The 20,562-nt window shown below is 67.4% G+C and carries 13 protein-coding genes; 12 read left to right on the top strand and 1 reads right to left on the bottom strand.

Features of this window, described 5'->3' with window-relative positions; genetic code table 11:
• The first annotated feature begins 37 nt into the window (after nucleotides 1–37).
• Both rpoZ and OC534_RS10970 read left to right on the top strand, forming a co-directional pair.
• On the top strand, nucleotides 38–337 hold the full coding sequence (gene rpoZ, locus OC534_RS10965; RefSeq protein WP_017357259.1) for a DNA-directed RNA polymerase subunit omega: 300 nt from the start codon (nucleotides 38–40) through the stop codon (nucleotides 335–337).
• A gap of 129 nt (nucleotides 338–466) precedes the next feature.
• Nucleotides 467–2,626 carry a bifunctional (p)ppGpp synthetase/guanosine-3',5'-bis(diphosphate) 3'-pyrophosphohydrolase gene (locus tag OC534_RS10970; RefSeq protein ID WP_017357260.1) on the top strand — a complete coding sequence of 720 codons (2,160 nt, stop codon included), beginning with the start codon at nucleotides 467–469 and terminating at the stop codon, nucleotides 2,624–2,626.
• A gap of 55 nt (nucleotides 2,627–2,681) precedes the next feature.
• Here OC534_RS10970 and catB read toward each other — a convergent pair whose 3' ends face one another.
• Entirely contained in the window at nucleotides 2,682–3,314 is a 633-nt protein-coding gene (gene catB / locus OC534_RS10975; protein ID WP_136002972.1) for a type B chloramphenicol O-acetyltransferase, read from the bottom strand.
• A 196-nt stretch (nucleotides 3,315–3,510) separates the two neighbouring features.
• On the opposite strand from catB, the gene OC534_RS10980 reads away from it, so the two are divergent.
• From OC534_RS10980 to OC534_RS11025, 10 genes are all read left to right on the top strand, one after another.
• Nucleotides 3,511–3,897, top strand: coding sequence for a RidA family protein (locus OC534_RS10980; protein WP_136002973.1), 387 nt, complete (start codon nucleotides 3,511–3,513; stop codon nucleotides 3,895–3,897).
• Between the two features lie 7 nt (nucleotides 3,898–3,904).
• On the top strand, nucleotides 3,905–6,016 hold the full coding sequence (gene recG, locus OC534_RS10985; protein WP_136002974.1) for an ATP-dependent DNA helicase RecG: 2,112 nt from the start codon (nucleotides 3,905–3,907) through the stop codon (nucleotides 6,014–6,016).
• 75 nt (nucleotides 6,017–6,091) lie between these two features.
• Nucleotides 6,092–7,030 (top strand): nucleoside hydrolase, encoded by a 939-nt coding sequence (locus tag OC534_RS10990; RefSeq protein WP_017356717.1) that lies wholly within the window; start codon nucleotides 6,092–6,094, stop codon nucleotides 7,028–7,030.
• Between the two features lie 108 nt (nucleotides 7,031–7,138).
• Nucleotides 7,139–7,405 (top strand): type B 50S ribosomal protein L31, encoded by a 267-nt coding sequence (locus OC534_RS10995; RefSeq protein ID WP_017356718.1) that lies wholly within the window; start codon nucleotides 7,139–7,141, stop codon nucleotides 7,403–7,405.
• 319 nt (nucleotides 7,406–7,724) lie between these two features.
• Nucleotides 7,725–9,002, top strand: coding sequence for a citrate synthase (locus tag OC534_RS11000; protein ID WP_017356719.1), 1,278 nt, complete (start codon nucleotides 7,725–7,727; stop codon nucleotides 9,000–9,002).
• A 614-nt stretch (nucleotides 9,003–9,616) separates the two neighbouring features.
• Nucleotides 9,617–10,135 carry a fimbrial protein gene (locus OC534_RS11005; protein WP_262071782.1) on the top strand — a complete coding sequence of 173 codons (519 nt, stop codon included), beginning with the start codon at nucleotides 9,617–9,619 and terminating at the stop codon, nucleotides 10,133–10,135.
• A gap of 59 nt (nucleotides 10,136–10,194) precedes the next feature.
• Nucleotides 10,195–12,942, top strand: a complete 2,748-nt coding sequence (locus tag OC534_RS11010) for a TcfC E-set like domain-containing protein (protein WP_262071783.1) — start codon at nucleotides 10,195–10,197, stop codon at nucleotides 12,940–12,942.
• Entirely contained in the window at nucleotides 12,939–14,069 is a 1,131-nt protein-coding gene (locus OC534_RS11015; protein WP_262071784.1) for a CfaE/CblD family pilus tip adhesin, read from the top strand. Before OC534_RS11010 ends, OC534_RS11015 begins: the two co-directional genes overlap by 4 nt.
• Nucleotides 14,070–14,091: 22 nt before the next feature.
• On the top strand, nucleotides 14,092–14,799 hold the full coding sequence (locus tag OC534_RS11020; protein WP_262071785.1) for a pilus assembly protein: 708 nt from the start codon (nucleotides 14,092–14,094) through the stop codon (nucleotides 14,797–14,799).
• A 57-nt stretch (nucleotides 14,800–14,856) separates the two neighbouring features.
• Entirely contained in the window at nucleotides 14,857–20,469 is a 5,613-nt protein-coding gene (locus OC534_RS11025) for an ESPR-type extended signal peptide-containing protein (RefSeq protein WP_262071786.1), read from the top strand.
• Nucleotides 20,470–20,562: the final 93 nt, after the last annotated feature.

Here is a 20,562-nt window from a genome sequence, read left to right on the forward strand (position 1 = left end):
TCGATTGAGCAGCCCTCGCCGGCTGCCGGGAGCCCGCATGGCCCGCATCACCGTAGAAGATTGTCTGGAAGTCGTGAACAACCGTTTCGAGCTGGTCATGATGGCGTCCAAGCGCGCCCGTCAGCTGGCCAATGGCGTCCAGGCCACCCTGGACAACAGCGAAACCGACGACAAGCCGACCGTGCTGGCGCTGCGCGAGATTGCCGCCCGCAAGATCGACAACGCCCTGATCGACGAAGTCGAGAAGGCCGAGCGCGAGCGTGCCGAGCGTGAAGCACTGGAATGGGCTGCTGCCGAAGTCGTTGCCGACGAAGACATGTCCAAGAACGACGACTGATCGCCCGCGCGATGCATCGTTGTTGCCCCAGACAGCCCGCCCTTGGCGGGCTGTCTGCATGTGAGGGGCAGGGTTCGGCCATGACGCAATAATTTGCCGTTATCACGTGGCTGGAATAGTCTTCTGACCATGAATCCAGGCCCCACTGCCAAGGTCGCCTCGCCCCCCGGCGCGGCCGTACCCGACTATGTCCTCCAGCTCGAACGCGCGGCGCACTACCTGCCGCCGGAGCAGTTGCCGTTGCTGCGCCGTGCCTGGGAAGTGGGGGCTTCGGCGCACGCCGGCCAGACCCGTAAATCCGGTGAGCCCTACATCACCCATCCGGTGGCGGTGGCGCAGGTGCTGGCCGAGCTGGGCCTGGACGTGGAAGCGCTGATCGCCGCGATCCTGCATGACACCATCGAAGACACCCCGCTCACCCGCGAAGAACTGGCCGCCGAATTCGGCGAGGCCGTGGCCGAACTGGTGGATGGTGTCACCAAGCTGGACAAGCTGAAGTTCCGCGACCGCCAGGAAGCGGCCGCCGAGAGCTTCCGCAAGATGCTGCTGGCGATGTCGCGCGACCTGCGCGTGATCATGATCAAGCTGGCCGACCGCCTGCACAACATGCGCACACTGGGCGCGCAGAGCCGCGAAGCGCGTGGCCGCATCGCGCGCGAGACACTGGAGATCTACGCCCCGATCGCACAGCGCCTGGGCATGAGCCTGGTCAAGAGCGAGCTGCAGAACCTGGGTTTCAAGGCGCTGTATCCGTGGCGCCATGCCATCCTGGAAAAGCACATCCGCAGCCAGCCGGTGGTCCGCCGCGAGGCGATGGCGCAGGTGGAAGTGCAGCTGAGCCAGCGCCTGGCCAAGGAAGGGCTGGAGCACCGCCTGGTCAGCCGCATCAAGACCCCGTGGAGCATCTACAACAAGATGCGCGACGAGAACAAATCCTTCGACCAGGTGATGGACGTGTTCGGCTTCCGCCTGGTGGTGCGCGGCGTGCCGCAGTGCTATCACGCGCTGGGCGCGGTGCACGCCACCTTCAAACCGCTGGACGGGCGCTTCCGCGACTTCATCGCGATCCCCAAGGCCAACGGCTATCAGTCGCTGCACACGGTGCTGTTCGGGCCGTATGGTTCGCCGATCGAGGTGCAGATCCGCACCGAGGAAATGGATCTGATCGCCGAGCGCGGCGTGGCCGCGCACTGGACCTACAAGTTCGGCGGTGACTCGCCCAACAGCGCGCAGAGCCGTGCGCATGCATGGATCGTGGAGCTGATCGATTCGCAGCGGGCCGCCGGCTCCTCGCTGGAGTTCCTCGACAACGTGAAGGTGGACCTGTTCCCGGACGAGGTGTACCTGTTCACCCCGAAGGGCAAGATCCTCGCCTTGCCGCGCAACTCCACCGCCCTCGATTTCGCCTATGCCGTGCACACCGACGTGGGCAACATGGCGGTGGCCTCGCGCGTGGACAAGAAGCTGGTTCCCCTGCGCACCAAGCTGGTCAGCGGCCAGACCGTGGAGGTGATCACCGCACGTTCGGCCACGCCCAAGCCGCAGTGGCTGGAGTTCGTGGTCAGTTCCAAGGCGCGTACCGCGATCCGCCACCAGCTCAAACAGCTCGAACACGAAGACGCCGTGCAGCTGGGCCATCGCATGCTGGACCGCGCGCTGGAGGCGATGGACAGCTCGCTGGAGCGGCTGCCCAAGGGCCGCCTCGATGCCTTCCTGGCCGAGCACCGCTATCCGCGCCTGGAGGCATTGCTGGCCGAAGTGGCGCTGGGCAACTGGATGCCCAACCAGGCCGCGCAGGCGCTGATGGCCTATGCCGAGCTGCGCGGCGGCGCGCATTCCCGGCATTCGCAGGAGAAGATCCTGATCAACGGCAGCGAGCGCGGTGTGGTCACCTTCGCCAACTGCTGCCAGCCGATCCCGGGCGACGACATCATGGGCTACCACACCGCCGGCAAGGGCATCGTGGTCCACCGCATGGACTGTCCGAACCTGGCCGAGCTGCGCAAGTCGCCCGAACGCTGGGTGCCGATCGGCTGGGACACCACGGTGTCCGGCGACTACGACACCTCGCTGGTGGTCGAGGTCGAGAACGGGACCGGCGTGCTGGCGCAGCTGGCCGCCGCGATCGCCCAGAGCCATTCCAACATCGAGCGGGTGGACTACCTGGACCGCGACTTCAACGCGGCCGTGCTGTGCTTCAACGTGCAGGTGCGCGACCGCAACCACCTGGCCGAAGTGATGCGGCGCCTGCGCCGCCTGTCGGTCGTGCAGTCGGTGCGCCGCCAGTAACGCGAACCCGGGGTCGGATGCCTCTCCAACGGAGAGGGCTCTGACCCCCGCAACATCACGCGACGTGTTTGCGCCAGTAGGCATGCAGCGCGCCGATATCCCCAGCGGTCAGCAACGGCATCGCCGCCTTGATCTGCGCCAGCGGCCACTCCCACCAGGCCATTTCCAGCAACCGCGCGATGTCCTCCGCTTCGAACCGGCTGCGCAGCACCTTGGCCGGGTTGCCACCCACGATGGCGTAGGGCGCTACGTCACGGGTCACCAGTGCCCGGCTACCGATCACGGCACCATCGCCAATGCGCAGTCCCGGCAGGATCATCGCCTCGGCGCCGATCCACACATCGTTGCCGATCACGGTGTCACCGGCCGGCCTGAAGGCGTCATTGGCCGCGGCAAAGGCCGACTCTTCCTGCATGTAGAAGAACGGAAACGTCGATGCCCAATCGTGCCGGTGGCCTTGGTTGCCAGCCATGATGAAGCTGACGCCACTTCCGATCGAGCAGAAGCTGCCGATGATCAGCTTGTCCACGTCGTCGCGATCAGGCAGCAGGTAGCGCGCGCAGTCGTCGAAGCCGTGCCCGTGGTAATAGCCGGAGTAGTAGCTGTAGCGGCCGACGAGGATGTTGGGGTTGGTGACCATTTCGGTCAGCAGCTTGCCCTTGAAGGGGGAGTCGAACACGTTTGCCATGGCTTGGTCCCACAGGAATCAGCAGCCAGTCTACGGATGCGCCCGGCCCGGAGGCCATGAGTGGATGGTGCACCGGTAGCGCCGGGCCATGCCCGGCGAGCGCGCAGCGCGGCATGAACCAAACGTCGCCGGGCATGGCCCGGCGCTACCGGGTTGCTACAATCACCGCTCTGTTTTCCCAAGTACCGGAGCGACCATGTCCCGCCAGATCATCAACACCGAAAAGGCGCCTGCCGCCATCGGCCCTTACTCGCAGGCCGTGCGCGCCGGCAACACCGTGTACTTCTCCGGCCAGATCCCGCTGGACCCGGCCACCGGCGACATCGTCGGTGCCGGTGATGTCGAAGCCCAGGCGCGCCGCGCGTTCGACAACCTCAAGGCCGTGGCGGAAGCTGCCGGCGGTTCGCTGGACCAGGTCGTGCGCCTTGGCCTGTACCTGACCGACCTGGGCGAGTTCGCCAAGGTCAACGCTGTCATGCAGGACTACTTCAAGGCCCCGTTCCCGGCCCGTTCCACCATCGAAGTGTCCGGCCTGCCGAAGGGCGCCAACTTCGAGGTCGACGCGGTGATGGTCATCGACTGACCCCCACGTGGCACGCAAGTCGGCGGTCACCCCGGCCCTGACGCCTTCCGGCGACGCCTCCCTGGCGATGCTGGCCGGTGTCGGCCCGGCCGTGGCCGCCAAGCTGGCGGCGCGCGGCCTGTCCTCGCTGCAGGACCTGTGGCTGCATCTGCCGCTGCGCTATGAAGACCGCACCCGGCTGACCACCATCGCCCAGCTCCAGCCCGGCATGGCCGCGCAGGTGGAGGGCCGGGTCAGCGCGGTGGAGCGCGGGTTCCGCGGGCGACCGATGCTGAAGGTGGCCATCGAGGACGACTCGTACGGCACGCTGCTGCTGCGCTTTTTCCACTTCCGCGCCCAGCAGGTGGCGCAGTTCGCGGTGGGCGCGCGGGTGCGCTGCTATGGCACGGCCAAACCGGGCCAGCTTGGCCTGGAGATCGTGCATCCCAGTTACCGCGTGCTGGGCAGCCACGAGGATGACGAACTGGGTGACCGCCTCGACCCGGTCTATCCGGCCGTCGAGGGCGTCGGGCCGGCCACGATGCGCCGGTTCATCGGGCTGGCACTGGATCGCCTGCCCGACGAAGCCGCGCTGGAACTGCTCCCGCCCGACTGGTTGTCCGGGCTGGGGCTGCCGTCACTGCGCGCCGCGCTGCTGACCGTGCACCGTCCCCCGCCGGATGCGGACCTGGCTGCGTTGGCCGCCGGCCGCCACCCGGCGCAACGTCGACTGGCCATCGAGGAACTGCTGGCGCACCACCTCAGTCTGCGCCGCCAGCGCATGGCGCTGCAGGCGCACCACGCCCCCTCGCTGCGCGGGCAGGGTGCCCTGGTCGAGCGGCTGCGCGAGAGCCTGCCGTTCCGGCTGACCGGTGCGCAGCAGCGCGTGTACGAGCAGATCCGCAAGGACCTGGCCAAGGCGCATCCGATGCTGCGGCTGGTGCAGGGCGACGTCGGCTCGGGCAAGACCGTGGTCGCGGCGATGGCGGCGATGCTGGCGGTGGAGCGGGGCAAGCAGGTGGCGCTGGCTGCGCCGACCGAACTGCTCGCCGAGCAGCATCTGAACAACCTGCGCGGCTGGCTCGACCCCCTGGGCGTGCGCACGGCCTGGCTGGCCGGCAAGGTCACGGGCAAGGCGCGCGCCAAGGTGCTGGCCGAAGTGGCCTCGGGCGAGGCGCAGGTCGTGGTCGGCACCCATGCGCTGATGCAGGACAGCGTGGTGTTCAAGGATCTGGCGCTGGCCATCGTCGACGAGCAGCACCGCTTCGGCGTGCATCAGCGGCTGGCACTGCGCGACAAGGGCGCCGACGGGCGCAGCGTGCCGCATCAGCTGGTGATGACCGCCACGCCGATTCCGCGCACGCTGGCGATGTCCGAGTACGCGGACCTGGATGTCTCGGCGATCGACGAGCTGCCGCCGGGGCGAACGCCGGTGCAGACCGTCGCGCTCAACAACGACCGGCGCCCGGACCTGATCCAGCGCATCGCGGTGGCCTGTGCCGAAGGGCAGCAGGTGTACTGGGTGTGCACGCTGATCGAAGAGAGCGAGGAGCTCGATGCCACGCCTGCACAGGCCACGTTCGAATCGCTGCAGGCGCTGCTGCCGGGCGTGCGCGTGGGGCTGGTGCACGGGCGGCTGAAGGCCAGCGAAAAACTGGCCACGATGGTTGCGTTCAAGGCCGGTGAGATCGACCTGCTGGTGGCCACCACGGTCATCGAGGTCGGCGTGGACGTTCCCAATGCATCGTTGATGATCATCGAAAACGCCGAGCGGCTCGGCCTGGCGCAGCTGCACCAGCTGCGCGGGCGGGTCGGGCGCGGATCGGCAGTGTCGCGTTGCGTGCTGCTGTACCAGGCGCCGCTGTCGAACATGGCGCGTGCGCGGCTGGAGACCATGCGCCAGACCAACGATGGCTTCCTGATCGCCGAGAAGGACCTGGAGCTGCGCGGCCCCGGTGAACTGCTCGGCACCCGGCAGACCGGTCTGGCCGCGTTCCGCATGGCCGACCTGGCGCGAGACGCCGACCTGCTGCCCGGCGTGCACGCACTGGCCGAGCGCCTGCTCGCAGAAGCGCCTGCGGTGGCCGACACCGTGGTGCGGCGCTGGATCGGCTCGGCGGTGCGCTACGCGGCGGCCTGACAGGGCATCAGCCCCCGCCTTGTATTTGTCATGACAGGGTGCGAAAGTCCCTTGCCGATTATCAAGACGGCAAAGATGACCAAGAAGATTCCGCTGCTGATCGACACCGATCCGGGTGTCGACGACGCCCTGGCCCTGTTGATGGCCTTCGCCGATGAACGCCACGCGATCGTTGGCCTGACCATCGCCGCCGGCAATGTCGGCCTGGACCACACGGTCCGCAACGCCCTGAAACTGTGCGAAGTGGCTGGCCGCGACGATGTGCCGGTGTTCGCCGGTTGCGCCGACCCGCTGCTGCACCCCTCGGTGGATGCCGCCCACGTGCATGGCGCCGATGGCTTCGGCGACGTCAACCTGCCGCCCGCTGCCCGCACCGCCGAGGCCGAGCATGCCGCGCTGGCGATCCTGCGTCTGTCGCACCAGTACGCCGGTGAGCTGTTCCTGGTCGCGCTGGGCCCGCTGACCAACGTGGCGCTGGCGCTGAAACTCGACCCCACCTTGCCGCAGCGCGTGAAGCGCTTCCTGGTGATGGGCGGGGCGGTGACCTGCCACGGCAACATCACCCCGGCTGCCGAGTTCAACATCGCCTTCGATCCGGAAGCGGCGCACGTGGTGTTCACCGGCTTCCCGCAGATCGAAGTGGCGGACTGGGAAGCCACCGTGGCCCACGGCCTGCTGCACAAGGACGTCGAGCAATGGCTGGCCGCCGACAGCGACAAGGCGCGCTTCTACGAACTGATCTCGCGCCAGACCCGCCTGTGGTCCGAAGACAGCCGCGGCGAGCGCTGGTTTGCGGCCGACGCCCTGGCGATGGCCTGGGCGCTGCAGCCGGAGGGGGCGATCCGGGTTGAATCGCGTCCGTTGAACGTGGAACTGGCCGGTGTCCACAGTCGGGGTGCTACCATTGTCGACTGGAACCGCCAGACGGGGCAGCCGGACAATACCCAGCTGCTGATGGCCTACGACCAGGGGCGCTTTGAAGCCCAGGTCCGGGCCGCCCTCGGGGTCCGGTAAGGCCGCCACGGCGGGCCTGTTCATGTAGCGGAGGTCCCGGCTTGCCCTGGAAGGGCGCCGGGACTATAATGCCGCGCTTACGTTTTTCATATTCTCTACGGTGTGTCCATGAAGGCCGATATCCATCCGAACTACCGTGACGTCGTTTTTCAGGACGTTACCTCTGATTTCAAGATCCTGACCCGCTCCACCATGGCGACGAAAGAAACCGTGCAGTGGGAAGACGGCAAGGAGTACCCGCTCGTCAAGATCGAAATCTCGTCCGCTTCGCACCCGTTCTACACGGGCAAGCACAAGGTGATCGACACCAGCGGCCGTATCGACAAGTTCCAGAAGCGTTTCGGCAAGCCGGCTCCGGCTGCTGCTGCCGAATAAGCGGTCCACGCTGCTGCATGAAAACAACGGTCGCCAGGCGGCCGTTGTTTTTTTTTGCCTGTTTGAACCCTGCTGGCGAATGAACGGCAGTTCATAAATTGTTGCCGCAGCAGCAACGCAGTGTCCATGCCGGTCGGCCCGGCAGCCGCCAATGCCTGCTGGAGCGGGGCGCGCACGCCCTGCGTCTACGACTTCCGTCCTAGGGCGTGGCAAATGGTGCTGTGCGATAATGACGTGATCCACAGCAGAGGCTGTGGACTTCCTTCACGTGCCTGCCCCATGCGCTTGGGTGGGCGCCTTCCCCTGAGGAGCGCACACAGTGTCCGATCTTGATCAGGTCACGCTCAACGCCGGCGATACGTCGGTTGTTCTGCCGGTCATCAAACCCACGCTTGGCAACGATTGCGTCGATATCTCCAAGCTGACCAAGGAAACCGGTCTCTTCACCTACGACTCCGGCTACACCGCCACCGCCAGCTGCAAGTCCGCCATCACCTACATCGACGGCGACAAGGGCGTGCTGCTGTATCGCGGCTACCCCATCGAGCAGCTCTCGGAAAAGTCCAGCTACGTCGAAGTGGTCTACCTGCTGATCAACGGCGAGCGTCCGGACGCCGCGCAGCTGAAGGCCTTCACCGATGAGCTGGCCGCCGAGGCCAACGTCGATGCGTCGATCAACACGCTGATCGCCAGCTTCGCCAAGGATGCCCACCCGATGGCCATCCTGGCGGCCGCGATCGCGCAGCTGTCGGGCATCTACCACGCGTCGCTGGACCTGTCCGACGCGGCACAGCGCCGCCAGGCCGCCGTGCGCCTGATCGCCAAGGTGCCGACGCTGTCCGCGCTGATCTACCGCCACGGCAAGGGCCTGCCGGCCAACACGCCGGACACCTCGCTGGATTACGTCAGCCGCTTCCTGAAGCAGACCTTCGAGTCCGCCGATGGCCAGTACGACCTGAACCCGGACGTGGTCAAGGCGCTGGACCTGCTGTTCATCCTGCATGCCGACCACGAGCAGAACGCCTCGACCTCGACCGTGCGCCTGGTGGGTTCGACCGGTGCCAACCCGTACGCTTCGGTAGCTGCCGGCGTCACCGCGCTGTGGGGTCCGGCCCACGGCGGTGCCAACGAAGCCGTGCTGAAGATGCTGGAAGAGATCGGCTCGGCCGACAACGTCGAAAGCGCTGTGCTCAAGGCCAAGGACAAGACCTCCGGCTTCCGCCTGATGGGCTTCGGCCACCGCGTGTACAAGAACTTCGACCCGCGCGCCAAGGTCATCGGTGAAATGACCGGCAAGGTGCTCAAGCAGCTTGGCGTGCAGGACCCGCTGCTCGACGTGGCCGTCAAGCTGGAGCAGGCCGCGCTGCAGGACGACTACTTCGTCGCCCGCAAGCTGTACCCGAACGTCGACTTCTACAGCGGCATCATCTACAAGGCGCTGCAGATCCCGACCGAAATGTTCACCGTCATGTTCGCCCTCGGCCGCACCTCCGGCTGGGTTGCGCATTGGCTGGAGCAGCAGGTCGATCCGGAAATGAAGATCGGCCGTCCGCGCCAGGTCTACACCGGCCACGACGTGCGCGACTACCAGGGCTGATCGCCCCGACGTTGCAACGCAGAAAACGCCTCCGCAAGGAGGCGTTTTTTTTTGCGCGTCGCGCGCTGGGCTGCGATGCCCGTGCCGACGCATGCTCCGCGCGTCGGCCTGCGGCCGTCACCTCCGCCTTCGTTTCCATCCACACGGGCATCGCGATTTACGTGTCGAGACCCCTGGCGTTTCACCGCTCCGTCCCGTTGATGTCGGGTGTCGACGTGCATTCGCGTCGCCAAGGGTCGCATGCGTCCCGACATTATCGTCGTGCGTCGTGGCAGAGAACATCGAACGCCCAGGTCATGGCGGATTCCGCCTGCGCAGGTGGGGCAATCGCGCCTGCGCGATGTCGTGTTCGACAGTCTGGAAAAACAGGCTTTTTTGCGTAGGAATGATAGTCGTGCATGACGACGCTGTGGTGAAAACCCCGCGTAGGAATTGGCGTGATTCGCGCGTCGCGTGCGCGCTGTCGCAGATGCACGGATTATCCATTCGTTCTAAGAATCGTTGCATGTCCAAATCACATTTCATTGACTAACGTGACCGCGCTGCTGGTACGCCCCGTTCGTACCGCAGTGCTTCCACTACGGAGGCTCCTTAAACCATCAGAGAGAGAAACCATGTCGCATATCTTCAAGAAGGCCGCGCTGGCCGTGGCACTCGTCGGCGCTTCGCTGTCGGCAAACGCTGCAGTGGAAGCCAACATCACCGTGTGGGCCAACGTCGATCCGACTCTGTCCCTGCTCAAGGCCGATGGCACCGCGCTGCCCGACGCGGTGCAGCTGGTCTACCGCGCCGGTGGTGCTGGCCTGGCCCCGTGGAGCGAGGATGTGCGCATCTTCAGCAACGACACCGAGAAGGACGTCACCGTGCGTCTGGCCGCCGACGCGGTACTGCGTCCCGATCTGGCGGCCCCCGGTGCCCAGAATGTCGACCTGGCGGTGAGCCTCAACGGTCGCGAGCTGGATACCACCGCCATCGACTTCGCCGCCGCCGACCTGTTCGAGAGCGCGATTCCGGGCGCTTCGATCGCCATGCCGCTGCGCGTGCAGCAGAAGACCTCCGGTGAAATCAGCCACGCCGGTCTGTACAGCGGCACCGTGGCACTCGTCGTCGCCCAGAGCGCCGGCACCCTGTAAGTCCTCCCACCGTGCCGGCCCGTGCGCGGGCCGGCCGGCTATCGGTTGCATCTACCCTCATGTCGATATCTGCACCCGCCCTGACCCGGCTGGCGATCGCGCTCGCCCTGACGCTGGCCGTACCGGCCGTGCAGGCGCGGCCGGTGCCGGCCGGCTTCGAAGATCTCGCCACCGGCCAGGCCGAGCGCGTCGAGGTACGCCTGTTCGGGCGCTCGGCCGGCCTCTGGTCGGCATGGGTCACGCTGGACACCGTGCAACTGGACCAGCCAGTGCAGGTGCTCAATGCACTGGGCCTGGCGGCCGACGCGCAGGAAGCGCTGCGGGCCGCGCTGGCGGCCCCCTTGCCGCGCAACAGCCACCTGGCCTGCCCGTACGGCCAGCCCAATCCGGGATGTGGCTGGATCGACAGCCCCGGCGACCCCGCGCAGGTGCGCGCCATTTTCGATGAAGGCGAGGGCGTGCTCATGCTCTTCCCGGCACGCCAGTGGCTGCCGCAGCAGACGGCCGCGCCGTCGCCGTTCCACCAGGTCAGCGAGCAGGCGCAGAACGCACTGCTGCATCAGCAGACCATCAATCTCAGCGGTGGCGACGGCTACCAGGCCCTGAACATGCAGGGCAGCGGCGCGCTTGGCGTGCTGCGCAACGGACATATCGGCGGCAGTTGGAACTACAGCCGCCAGGCACGCCAGGGTGCCGATACGCATGACCGCTTCCACCTGGACGATCTCTACTACCGCCACGACCTGGCGCAGCGTCATTACCTGCAGCTGGGACGCATGGACCGGCGCAACCTGTCCAGCCAGCAGGGTGGCACCTTCAGCTTCGGCATGCTGCCGCTGGACCGTTTCGAAGGCCTGCGCGTGGGCACCACGCAGGCCTATGTGGATGCCGATGCCAGTATCGCGTCCACGCCGCTGACCGTGCTGCTCGGTCGCGACGCGCGCGTGGATGCGTTCGACGGCGACCGCCTGCTGCAGACCTTCTATCTCCAGGCCGGCGTCAACGACCTGGACACCCGCCGCTTTCCCGCCGGCACCTACATCGTCACCCTGCGGATCTACGAAGACGGCCGTTTCGTGCGTAGCGAAGAGGCGCCGTTCAGCCGCGGTGGCGACTGGTCCGACCGCAGCGTGCAGTGGTTCGTACAGGGCGGACGGCGGCGGGCGCACAGCGCGCGCGAGCGCGACGCCGCGCCCTCGGATACCGCCCTGCAGGCGGGGCTGCGCGTGCCGTTCACGCGCAACTACGGCATGACGCTCGGCGTCGCCCGCGTGGCCGATACCGGCTACGGCGAACTTCGCCTGGAAGGCCGCCAGCGGCTGGGCGATCATGATCTGCAGGCGATGGTCAGCGCGATCAGCGGTGGCGACGGAAGTCACGGCATGCAGCAGCAGCTGAGCTATCGCCACGTCGCCTCGTGGAACCTCTACCGCCAGCGCCTGCGCGGCGGTGCCTGCGGCGGCAGTACCCCACTGCAGCGCGATCGTTTCGGCTGCACCGATTCGCTCAGCGCCTCGGTATCGATACCCTTGTTCGGCGGCAGCCTGTATCTGGGCCACACGCGACGCCGCAGCCACTCCCCGGAGTGGACGCTGCCCGACGGCAGCGACGAGGCCTGGAACGGTCTGCCGCCCGGGCTGCTGCCGCCGCCCGTGCCCACGCTGCGCCCGGCGCAGACGGCGCGCAGCGTACAGGCCAGCTACAGCCACACCCGGCAGTGGCGCGGCCTGGCCCTTGGCAGCCGCCTGGGCGTGTGGCAGCAGGACAACGATACCGGCAACGGGCTTGGCGCCTACCGCGATCGCGGGGTGTACCTGAACCTGACCGTGGCGCGGCTGCGGCGGATCGAGAACGGCAGTCTGCAGCAGCGCGTGGCGCTGGACATGCGGCGGCCGGCACACGGCGAGACGGACAACCGCCTGGGCCTGTCGCAGTCGCTGCGCCAGGAGCATGACGGCGTCGCACGCGAGCTGAGCGGTGAACTGAGCGGACGCACTGAGGACCGCTACAACGCGCTGGTGAGCGCACGCCTCGACAACGCGATGGGGCAGACCGGCGCCGCCGTGTCGTACTACCGGCAACCCGGCGGCGGCGAGATGTCCTACAGCGTCAATCATTCCTCCGGCGTGGCGCTGTCCGCCCAGGGCTTGTTCTGGGGCGGTGCGTACGGTGCCGATGCCGGCGTGGCGGTCAGCGTGGACAACGCGCTGGACCTGGATCTGCGCGGCGCTGCTGCCGAGGTACGTGCCGGCAACAATCGCCGCCAGACCCTCGGCTTCGGCCAGCGCCGCCTGCTGCCGCTGGGCGGCTACCAGCGCCACCGTGTGGATGTGCAGGACCTCAGTGCGCACGACAGTGAGGTTGCCGTGCGCGTGGCACGGCTGGGCGCGGCGCAGCATGCGTTCCTGCCGCCGGGCAAGGTGATCGCCCTGCCGATCGGGCTGGAGGTGACCTATACCTTCATCGGCAACGCGCGCGACATCGCCGGCGCGCCGCTGGACGGCGCCCGCATTCTCAACGCGCCGGTGCCGTCGCTGGGCAGCGATGGCGGCTTCATCGCCGAGTTCCCGCAGCGCGAACCGGTGCTCTACCTGCTGCAGGCCGAGCGCCTGCTGCAGTGCCCGCTGACCGTGCGCGAACGCCGCAGCGTGGTGCTGCTGGTTGGCGACGTGCAGTGCGAACCGCTGGCGCTGGACCGCCTGCCGGCCCCGATCCGCTACCAGGCCCGCGTGCAGCGGCTGTTGAACGAACTGGCCCCGGTGGCGGGGCGCAACGAACGCAACGTGATGCGTGGAGGTGCGCGATGAGGACCGCATGGCGGCTGGTACTGGCGGGGGTCTGCCTGCTCGGCAGTGCACAGGCACTGGCACAGCGCCCACCGGCGACGACGCCGGCCACCGGCGTGATCACCACGGACATCGTCCGTACCTTCGACCGTTCCGCGCCCGAGGCGCTGGAGCTGTGGGCGCCGCGGACGGTGCTCGGGTATGGGGAGGTGGAGCTGGGGTACGGGAAGATCCATCTGACGTGTGGTGAAGACCCTGCGTATGGGCGTTGTCCGACGCGTGATACGCAGGAGGGGCCGGCGGGAAGGCGCCAACTGCAGCTGGATTTTCGCGACCATCGAAGTGGACAAGTGATCGGAGTTGCGCTCACTGGCTGGCTTGAACGTGTCGAGTGGGAGCGCTTCTGCTCGATCGATTTTTGGCATCCCGGTGAGTATCCCTTGTGGACCTCGCAGGTCAATGAATGCCTGATTCCTCCAAGTGGAACAAGCGCAGCGCTTATCCTTCAGGAAGTTGACATCGCGCAGTTGGTCGCCGGCCGCTGGACTGCAGAACTCCGCCTCAACCTGCGCGTCGATCCTGACGGTCCGATCATCGCCACCCATGTGTTCCGGTTCGATCTGACCATCACCGATCGCGACCGCACCATGATCTACCTGCCCGAGTTCGGCATGGCCGAGCCGCTGGTGGGCCTGCAGCTGGACTACCGGCCGATTCCCTCGCCCGGCACGATCGGTGGCACCGCCGTGCTGGACATGTGCCTGTACGACGGCATGGGCTCGCAGAGCGAGTATCTGGCCATCACCGCGCGTGACATGGGCCCCTCCGCGCCCGGGCGTCCGCCATCGCAGTACTCGGTCTGGCACCGCGACGGTGGGCGCGAGGCGCAGGACCGCCTCGACTACCAGCTCACCCTGGACCACAGCGGCCAGAAGATCGCCCTGCACAACAACGAGGAAGTGCTGCTGCGCGGCATCGATACCGCCGAGCTGCGGCTGGTGATGCTGCCCGACATGAACCAGTGGGTGTACTGCGTGCCCACGCCGCTGACCCTGGAAACCCCCCGTGTGCCGGCGTCCGAGAAACGCGAGGGCTACTACGACGGCCGTCTCAAGCTCGAAATGCGCCTGCCGACCGACCGCCTCTGACCTTCCCCTGGAACCCGATCCCATGAGCAAGATTCCCCTGGCCGGCGCGCTGCTGCTGGCCCTCCTGCCAGCGGCACCGGTGCTGGCCAATCTCAACGTCCATCCCATGCGCGTGCATGCCGAAGCCGGCAAGACCACGACCGTGCGCGTGCATTCGCAGTCGCCGCAACCGCAGTACGTGCAGGCCACGGTGAAACGCATCCTGCATCCGGCGACCGAAGACGAGCAGGAAGTCGACGAAGCCATCGGCAGCGCCACGGTGATGGCGGTCACCCCGGGCAAGTTCGGCCTCGCCGGCGGCGGCAACCGCCTGGTGCGGATCATTCCGCTGCAGCCGGTCCAGGAGGAAACCGCGTTCCGGGTGTATTTCGAAGGCGTGCGCGGTCCCGACGACAGCGAGCCGGCAGTGCAGGTCCAGGGCACTGGCGCCACCTTGGGTGTGAGCCTGGTCTGGGGAGTGCTGGTCAACGTGCTGCCTGCAGATGGGCGCGTGGAGATGCAGCTGGAAGGCGACCGCCTGGTCAACCGCGGCACGTTGCGACTGGGCGTCAATCATGTCCAGGACTGCGATGCCAGCGGCGTCTGCACGTCCCACGAGGTCAAACGCAGCCTCTACCCGGGCGCGGCAATGACCCTGCCGTTCGTGCCGCGCCCCGGTGGGCGCGTGGAGATCGACTACCGGCTCAGCCATGCCGGCTACCGCGACCACCGCCAGACCCTGTTGCCCTGAGCGCCGCGGCATCGCGCCGCGCCGCCTGCATCCCGTTTTCCAACCACGGAGTCTTTGATGAACCGTATCTACCGTTTGATCTGGAACACAACGCTGCGATGCTGGGCGGTGGCCAGCGAGCACACCCGCTCGCGCGGCAAGCCGGCCTCGGCCACGCGCGTGCTGGGCGCAGCCCTGTGCGTGGCACTGGCCGGGCCGGCACTGGCTGCCGACGCGGTGCCAGATCCGGACACCCCGCCAGCGGCTGTGGAGGAGGAGGCGCAGCCGCCGTCGCCGACCGGTGCCGGTGCGCAGCTGCCGATGGCGCGCGGTGCCACTGATACAGGCCCTGCAATGGCGCGCGGCGCCGGGGCGACCAGCTACCAGAATGTGCTGATCGGGGGTGGCACGACGACCAACAGCACCAAGGGCGTGGCCATCGGCGTCGGTTCCGCCACCAACTTCGATGGCGTGGGCATCGGTCTGAATGCCAGGGGCAATGCCGGCGGCGTGGCGATCGGTATCGACGCGGCGACGTCATCCGGGTCGGGTGGCACGGCGATCGGTCGCAATGCGCGCTCGGCGGCCGGCGGCGGCACCGGTGCGGTGGCCATCGGCATGAACAGCTACGTGGGCGCGTATGGAAACAGTGCCATCGCCATCGGCAACAGCGCCCGTGCGGAGGGCAACAATGCCACCGCGTTGGGCAATGGAGCGCAGGCGTCGGGGGGCACGTCGATTGCCGTGGGCAACAATGCCAAGGCACCGGCCAACGGTGCGATCGTGATCGGTGACGGCGGCAACCTGGCCAATGCCAATGCGCACCACGCCATTGTCATCGGCACCGGTGCGCGGTCGGGTGGCTACGACGCAGGCATCGCGATCGGCCAGAACGCGGTGACCGATGGGCGCGGCAAGGCAGTGGCGCTGGGCGCCAACGCCAATGCCAGTCACAGCAATTCGGTGGCGTTGGGTGCGGGATCGGTCACCACCGCAAATCACCAGATCTCGGTGGGCGATGCCACCACCCAGCGAAAGATCGTCAACGTGGCCGATGCCACATTGGGCACCACCAGTACCGACGCGGTGACGGGCAAGCAGCTGCACGCCACCAACCAGAACGTCACCACGGCGACCAACACCGCCAACGGCGCGCGTACCACCGCCAACGATGCACTGGCCAAGGCCAATGCGGCCAGCGGCCTGATCAGCCAGACCGCCGCCAACGGCAACCTCCGCCTCGGTGGCAGCAACACCGGCACCGCGCTGGACGTGCGCAACCAGTCCAATGCCAACCGGCGCATCACCGGCGTAGCCGATGGCGCCTTGAGCACCGGCAGTACCGAAGCGGTAACGGGCAGGCAGCTGTACGCCACCAACCAGAACGTCACCACGGCCACCAACACCGCCAACAGCGCGCGTACCACCGCCAACGACGCACTGGCCAAGGCCAATGCGGCCAGCGGCCTGATCAGCCAGACCGCTGCCAACGGCAACGTCCGCCTCGGCGGCAACAACACCGGCAGCGCACTCGATGTGCGCAACCAGTCCAATGCCAACCGCCGCATCACCGGCGTGGCCGATGGCGCCCTGAGCACCAGCAGTACCGACGCGGTAACGGGCAGGCAGCTGCACGCCACCAACCAGAGTGTGGCCGGTGTTGCCACCACGGCCAACGCTGCCAAGACCCAGGCCGATGCGCTCGCGGTCAGCCTGGCAGCGGCGACCCTCAAGCTCGGCATCGATGCGGCTGCCAGTGGCGATGGGGCCGTGGCGTTGGGCAGGCAGGCGCGATCCGAAGGCGGCGTCGGCAACCTCGCTGTCGGCAACGGCGCGCAGAGCTTCAATACCGGCAGCGTGGCACTGGGTGACGATGCACGCGCCGGGGTCGACGCCAACGGCGCACGCGTGTCCACCTTCAATGGTGGCGTGGCCATCGGCTCGAAGGCGCGCAGTGGCAACGGCGCCGTCGCCAGCGGTCTGCGCGCCGCAGCGGTCGGCGACCGCGCGATCGCGATCGGCAATGACGCCGTGGCGGACAGCACCCACGCGTCGGCACTGGGCTTTGGCGCACAGGCAACGGCAGCCCAATCGACGGCACTCGGGCGGGGGAGCGTCGCCAGCGCGCAATTGACAACGGCCGTTGGCAATCTCTCGACCGCATCGGCCAGAAGCGCTACCGCGATCGGCGACCGCGCTGCCGCCAATCATGAAGGGTCGGTGGCGCTCGGCAACGGTTCAACCACCCAGGACGCGAATCAGGTGTCGGTCGGCAACGCGTCGCTCCAGCGCCGCATCGTCAACGTGGGCGACGGTACCTTGAGCACCACCAGCAGCGAAGCGGTCACCGGCCGGCAGCTGCATGCCACCAATCAGAGTGTGAGCGCGGTGACGACCCTGGCCAACACTGCGCACAGCATCGCCAACGACGCACAGACCAAGGCCAACGCGCTGGGGGGGCTGCTCAGCCAGAGCGCCGGCAATGGCGATGTCCGCGTGGGTGCCAGCAACACCGGCGGTGCGGTGGACATGCGCAACCAATCCAACGCCAGTCGGCGGGTGACCGGCGTGGCCGATGCGGCACTCGGCACCGGCAGCACCGATGCCGTCAGCGGCCGGCAGCTGCATGCCACCAACCAGAATGTCGCCACAGTGACGGCCACGGCCGCCACGCTCGGTGGGCTGGTCGGCCAGGCCGCGGCCAACGGCAATGTACGCCTGGGCGCGCAGAACACCGGCACCACGCTGGACGTGCGCAACCAGGCCAACGCCAACCGGCGCATCAGTGGTGTGGCCGATGGTGTGGTGAGTGCCAGCAGTGCCGACGCGGTAAGCGGGCGTCAGCTCAACACCACCAACCAGAATGTCACGGCGGCAACCACGCTGGCCAATACCGCGCACACCGTCGCCAACAGCGCGCAGACCACGGCCAATGAAGCACAGACCAAGGCCACTGTGCTGGGCGGCCTGCTCAGCCAGGCCTCGTCCAGCGGCGACGTGCGCCTGGGTGCCGCCAACAGCGGCGGCGTGCTGGATGTGCGCAACCAGGGCAACCAGGCACGTCGTGTGCAGGGCGTTGCCGCCGGTCAGCTGTCGGCCACCAGCGACGATGCGGTCAGCGGCCGTCAGCTGTTCGACAGCAACGCGCAGATCGCACGCAACCGCACGGACATCGATCGCCTGCGCGAGGACTTCCAGGACTTCGATCCGGACCTGTCCGATGTGGTGCGTTTCAACGCAGACGGCAATGTCGACCTGGAGGGTGGCCGCCTGCTCGCCCTGGGCGAGGGGCAACTCAGTGCCGACAGCCGCGAGGCGGTCAATGGCGCGCAGTTGTTCGCCACCAACACGAAGGTGGCCGAGCAGGGCGCACAGATCGCATCCGCCCGGGAAGACCTGGACGCGTTGCGCGTTGACTTCGACAACTACGCGCCTGACCTGGGCAGCGTCGTGCAGTTCGGCGAGGACGGCACGGTGGACCTGAAGGCTGCGCGTCTGGTCGCTCTGGCTGATGGCGAGATCGCGGCAGGCAGCCGTGAAGCGGTCACGGGCGGGCAGCTGTTCGTGACGAGTGAGCGGGTGTCGGTGCTGGAGGAGGCGCAGAAGTATGCGGTTGTCGGATATGACGAATGGAGCGTTGCTGCAGAGGTTGGGATTCTTGCGACGGCAATGGGCAGCGATACCAAGGCAATGGGAGAAGGGGCAACTGCGGTTGGCAGCTTTGCACAGGCATGGGGCAAGAATTCCGTATCCTTGGGGCGTGCAGCCCTTGTCCGTGAAGGTGCGGAGGATGGCTTCGCTCTGGGCGCACGATCCCAGGTGAATGTTCAGAACGGTATTGCCTTGGGCGGTTCCACAAAGGTTCTCGAAGGAGCACGCAACAGCGTTGCCCTGGGTTGGGGATCAGTCGCTACCATCGCCAATGAGGTCTCATTGGGCGGCGGTGGAATTCTGCGTAGAGTCACGAATGCAATGAACGGCATCGCGGGCAATGACCTCACCACCGTCGACCAACTCTCCGGCGTCGTGAATGCTCTCGGCGGCGGCGCGGGCTTTGCCGCGGATGGCAGCACGATTGCTCCCTCCTATGGGGTGCAGGGCTCCGTACACGGCACGGTAGCCGATGCACTGGCCGCACTGGATGCGGGCGTGGGCAGCAATCGCGGCGGATTGGATGCGATGGACGCGCGCCTCGATACGCTGGATCAGGCGCGGGCGATGGCGGATGCCAGTGCCGTGCGCTTCGGCGCCGACCGTTACACCGTCGATTTCGGTGGCGCGCGCCTCATCAACGTCGGCGAAGGCGATATCAGCCATGCGGGCAGCCGAGAGGTGGTCACGGGCGGGCAGCTTCATGCCAGCAACCAGCGGATCGCTGGCCTGGAGGAGAAGCACCTGTATGCGGTCGTGGGCTATGACGAGCTGAGCAAGCCAGCGGAAGCGGCGCTCCTGGGCACTGCTTTGGGTAGTGACACCAAGGCGTTGGCGGAGGGGGCAACTGCGATTGGTAGTTATGCGCAAGCGAGGGGAAAGAACTCTGTCTCGTTGGGCCGCGCTGCGTTGGTGCACGTGGGGGCTGAGGACGGATTTGCACTAGGCGCGCGTTCGCAAGTACATGTTCGCAATGGTGTCGCGCTCGGCGGCGCCAGCCAGGTTCTGCCGGACGCCGAAAACAGCGTCGCACTTGGACATGGTTCGCTTGCCAGCGGCGCGTACGAAGTCTCACTTGGCCATGTCAACCTCAAGCGTCGCGTAACCAATGCCGCCAACGGCCGCGATGCCAGCGACCTCACCACCGTCTCCCAGCTCCGCAGCGCCTTCGCGGCCTTCGACGGCGACATGCGCATGGATGCCGAGGGCAAAATCATCGCGCCGGAGTTCCACGTGCAGGGCCAGCGGCAGGCCACGGTCGGCGATGCGCTGAAGTCGCTCGACGGCGCGGTGGTCGACACGCGCCGGGATCTGGCCAGCATCGATGCGCGCTTCGAGCGCCTGTTCGACGACGGCGGCCTCCGCAGTGACGGAAGCGGCCAGCTGCGGCTGGCCGGGGAACACGGCAGGGTGCTGGGCAACGTGGCCAACGGCATGATCGCGCCGGGCAGCCGTGATGCGGTCAACGGCGGGCAGCTGCATGCGGTGCAGGAGCAGATCAACGGCCGCATCGACGGCCTGCAGTCGCAGATCGACGGTCCGACGGCGACCGACAACCGGCAGGCGTCGGTGGACGACACCGCGACGGGCGAGGCACCGGCCGATCCGCAGGTACCGCAGACGCCGGCCAAGGATGCGCCGGCCGTGGCCTCGGCCGACGTGCCCAAGCCGGGCCCGAAGGCCGATGATCCGCTGCCGGCGGTGGACTCGCGTGCGGTGGATGAGGCAGTCAACCAGGCCAACGCGTATACCGATCAGGCGATGGCCGGCGTGGATCGCAAGCTGGACCGCATGGACAAGCGCCTGAACCGGATGGCCGCGATGGGCAGCGCGCAGGCGGCGATGGCGATGAACACCGCCGGCCTGCAGACCTACAACCGCCTCGGCGCGGGTGTGGGCCATGCCGAAGGCGAGTCGGCGCTGGCAGTGGGTTACCAGCGCGTGCTCAACGAGCGTGGCTCGGCCACCTTCAGCCTCAACGGCGCGTTCACCAACAGCGGCGAACGCACGCTGGGCGTCGGCTTCGGCGTGGGCTGGTAAGTCCTTCAGCAGGGGCGGCGCCGTCCGGCCGCCCCGGTTGATCAACGCCCCGTGCGGTTCGCCGCACGGGGCGTTTTCGTTTGCGCGTCACCG

Origin of the sequence: Stenotrophomonas sp. Marseille-Q5258 (genome assembly GCF_946900935.1) — a bacterium.
GTDB classification, from domain to species: Bacteria; Pseudomonadota; Gammaproteobacteria; order Xanthomonadales; family Xanthomonadaceae; genus Stenotrophomonas; species Stenotrophomonas nematodicola.

Excerpts from the sequence above, each read along its gene's own strand:
- catB (WP_136002972.1), bottom strand. The coding sequence starts at position 3,314 with ATGGCAAACGTGTTCGACTCCCCCTTCAAGGGCAAGCTGCTGACCGAA.
- OC534_RS10995 (WP_017356718.1), top strand. The coding sequence starts at position 7,139 with ATGAAGGCCGATATCCATCCGAACTACCGTGACGTCGTTTTTCAGGAC.
- OC534_RS11010 (WP_262071783.1), top strand. The coding sequence starts at position 10,195 with ATGTCGATATCTGCACCCGCCCTGACCCGGCTGGCGATCGCGCTCGCC.
- OC534_RS11015 (WP_262071784.1), top strand. The coding sequence starts at position 12,939 with ATGAGGACCGCATGGCGGCTGGTACTGGCGGGGGTCTGCCTGCTCGGC.
- OC534_RS10970 (WP_017357260.1), top strand. The coding sequence starts at position 467 with ATGAATCCAGGCCCCACTGCCAAGGTCGCCTCGCCCCCCGGCGCGGCC.
- OC534_RS10990 (WP_017356717.1), top strand. The coding sequence starts at position 6,092 with ATGACCAAGAAGATTCCGCTGCTGATCGACACCGATCCGGGTGTCGAC.
- rpoZ (WP_017357259.1), top strand. The coding sequence starts at position 38 with ATGGCCCGCATCACCGTAGAAGATTGTCTGGAAGTCGTGAACAACCGT.
- OC534_RS10980 (WP_136002973.1), top strand. The coding sequence starts at position 3,511 with ATGTCCCGCCAGATCATCAACACCGAAAAGGCGCCTGCCGCCATCGGC.
- OC534_RS11020 (WP_262071785.1), top strand. The coding sequence starts at position 14,092 with ATGAGCAAGATTCCCCTGGCCGGCGCGCTGCTGCTGGCCCTCCTGCCA.
- OC534_RS11005 (WP_262071782.1), top strand. The coding sequence starts at position 9,617 with ATGTCGCATATCTTCAAGAAGGCCGCGCTGGCCGTGGCACTCGTCGGC.
- OC534_RS11025 (WP_262071786.1), top strand. The coding sequence starts at position 14,857 with ATGAACCGTATCTACCGTTTGATCTGGAACACAACGCTGCGATGCTGG.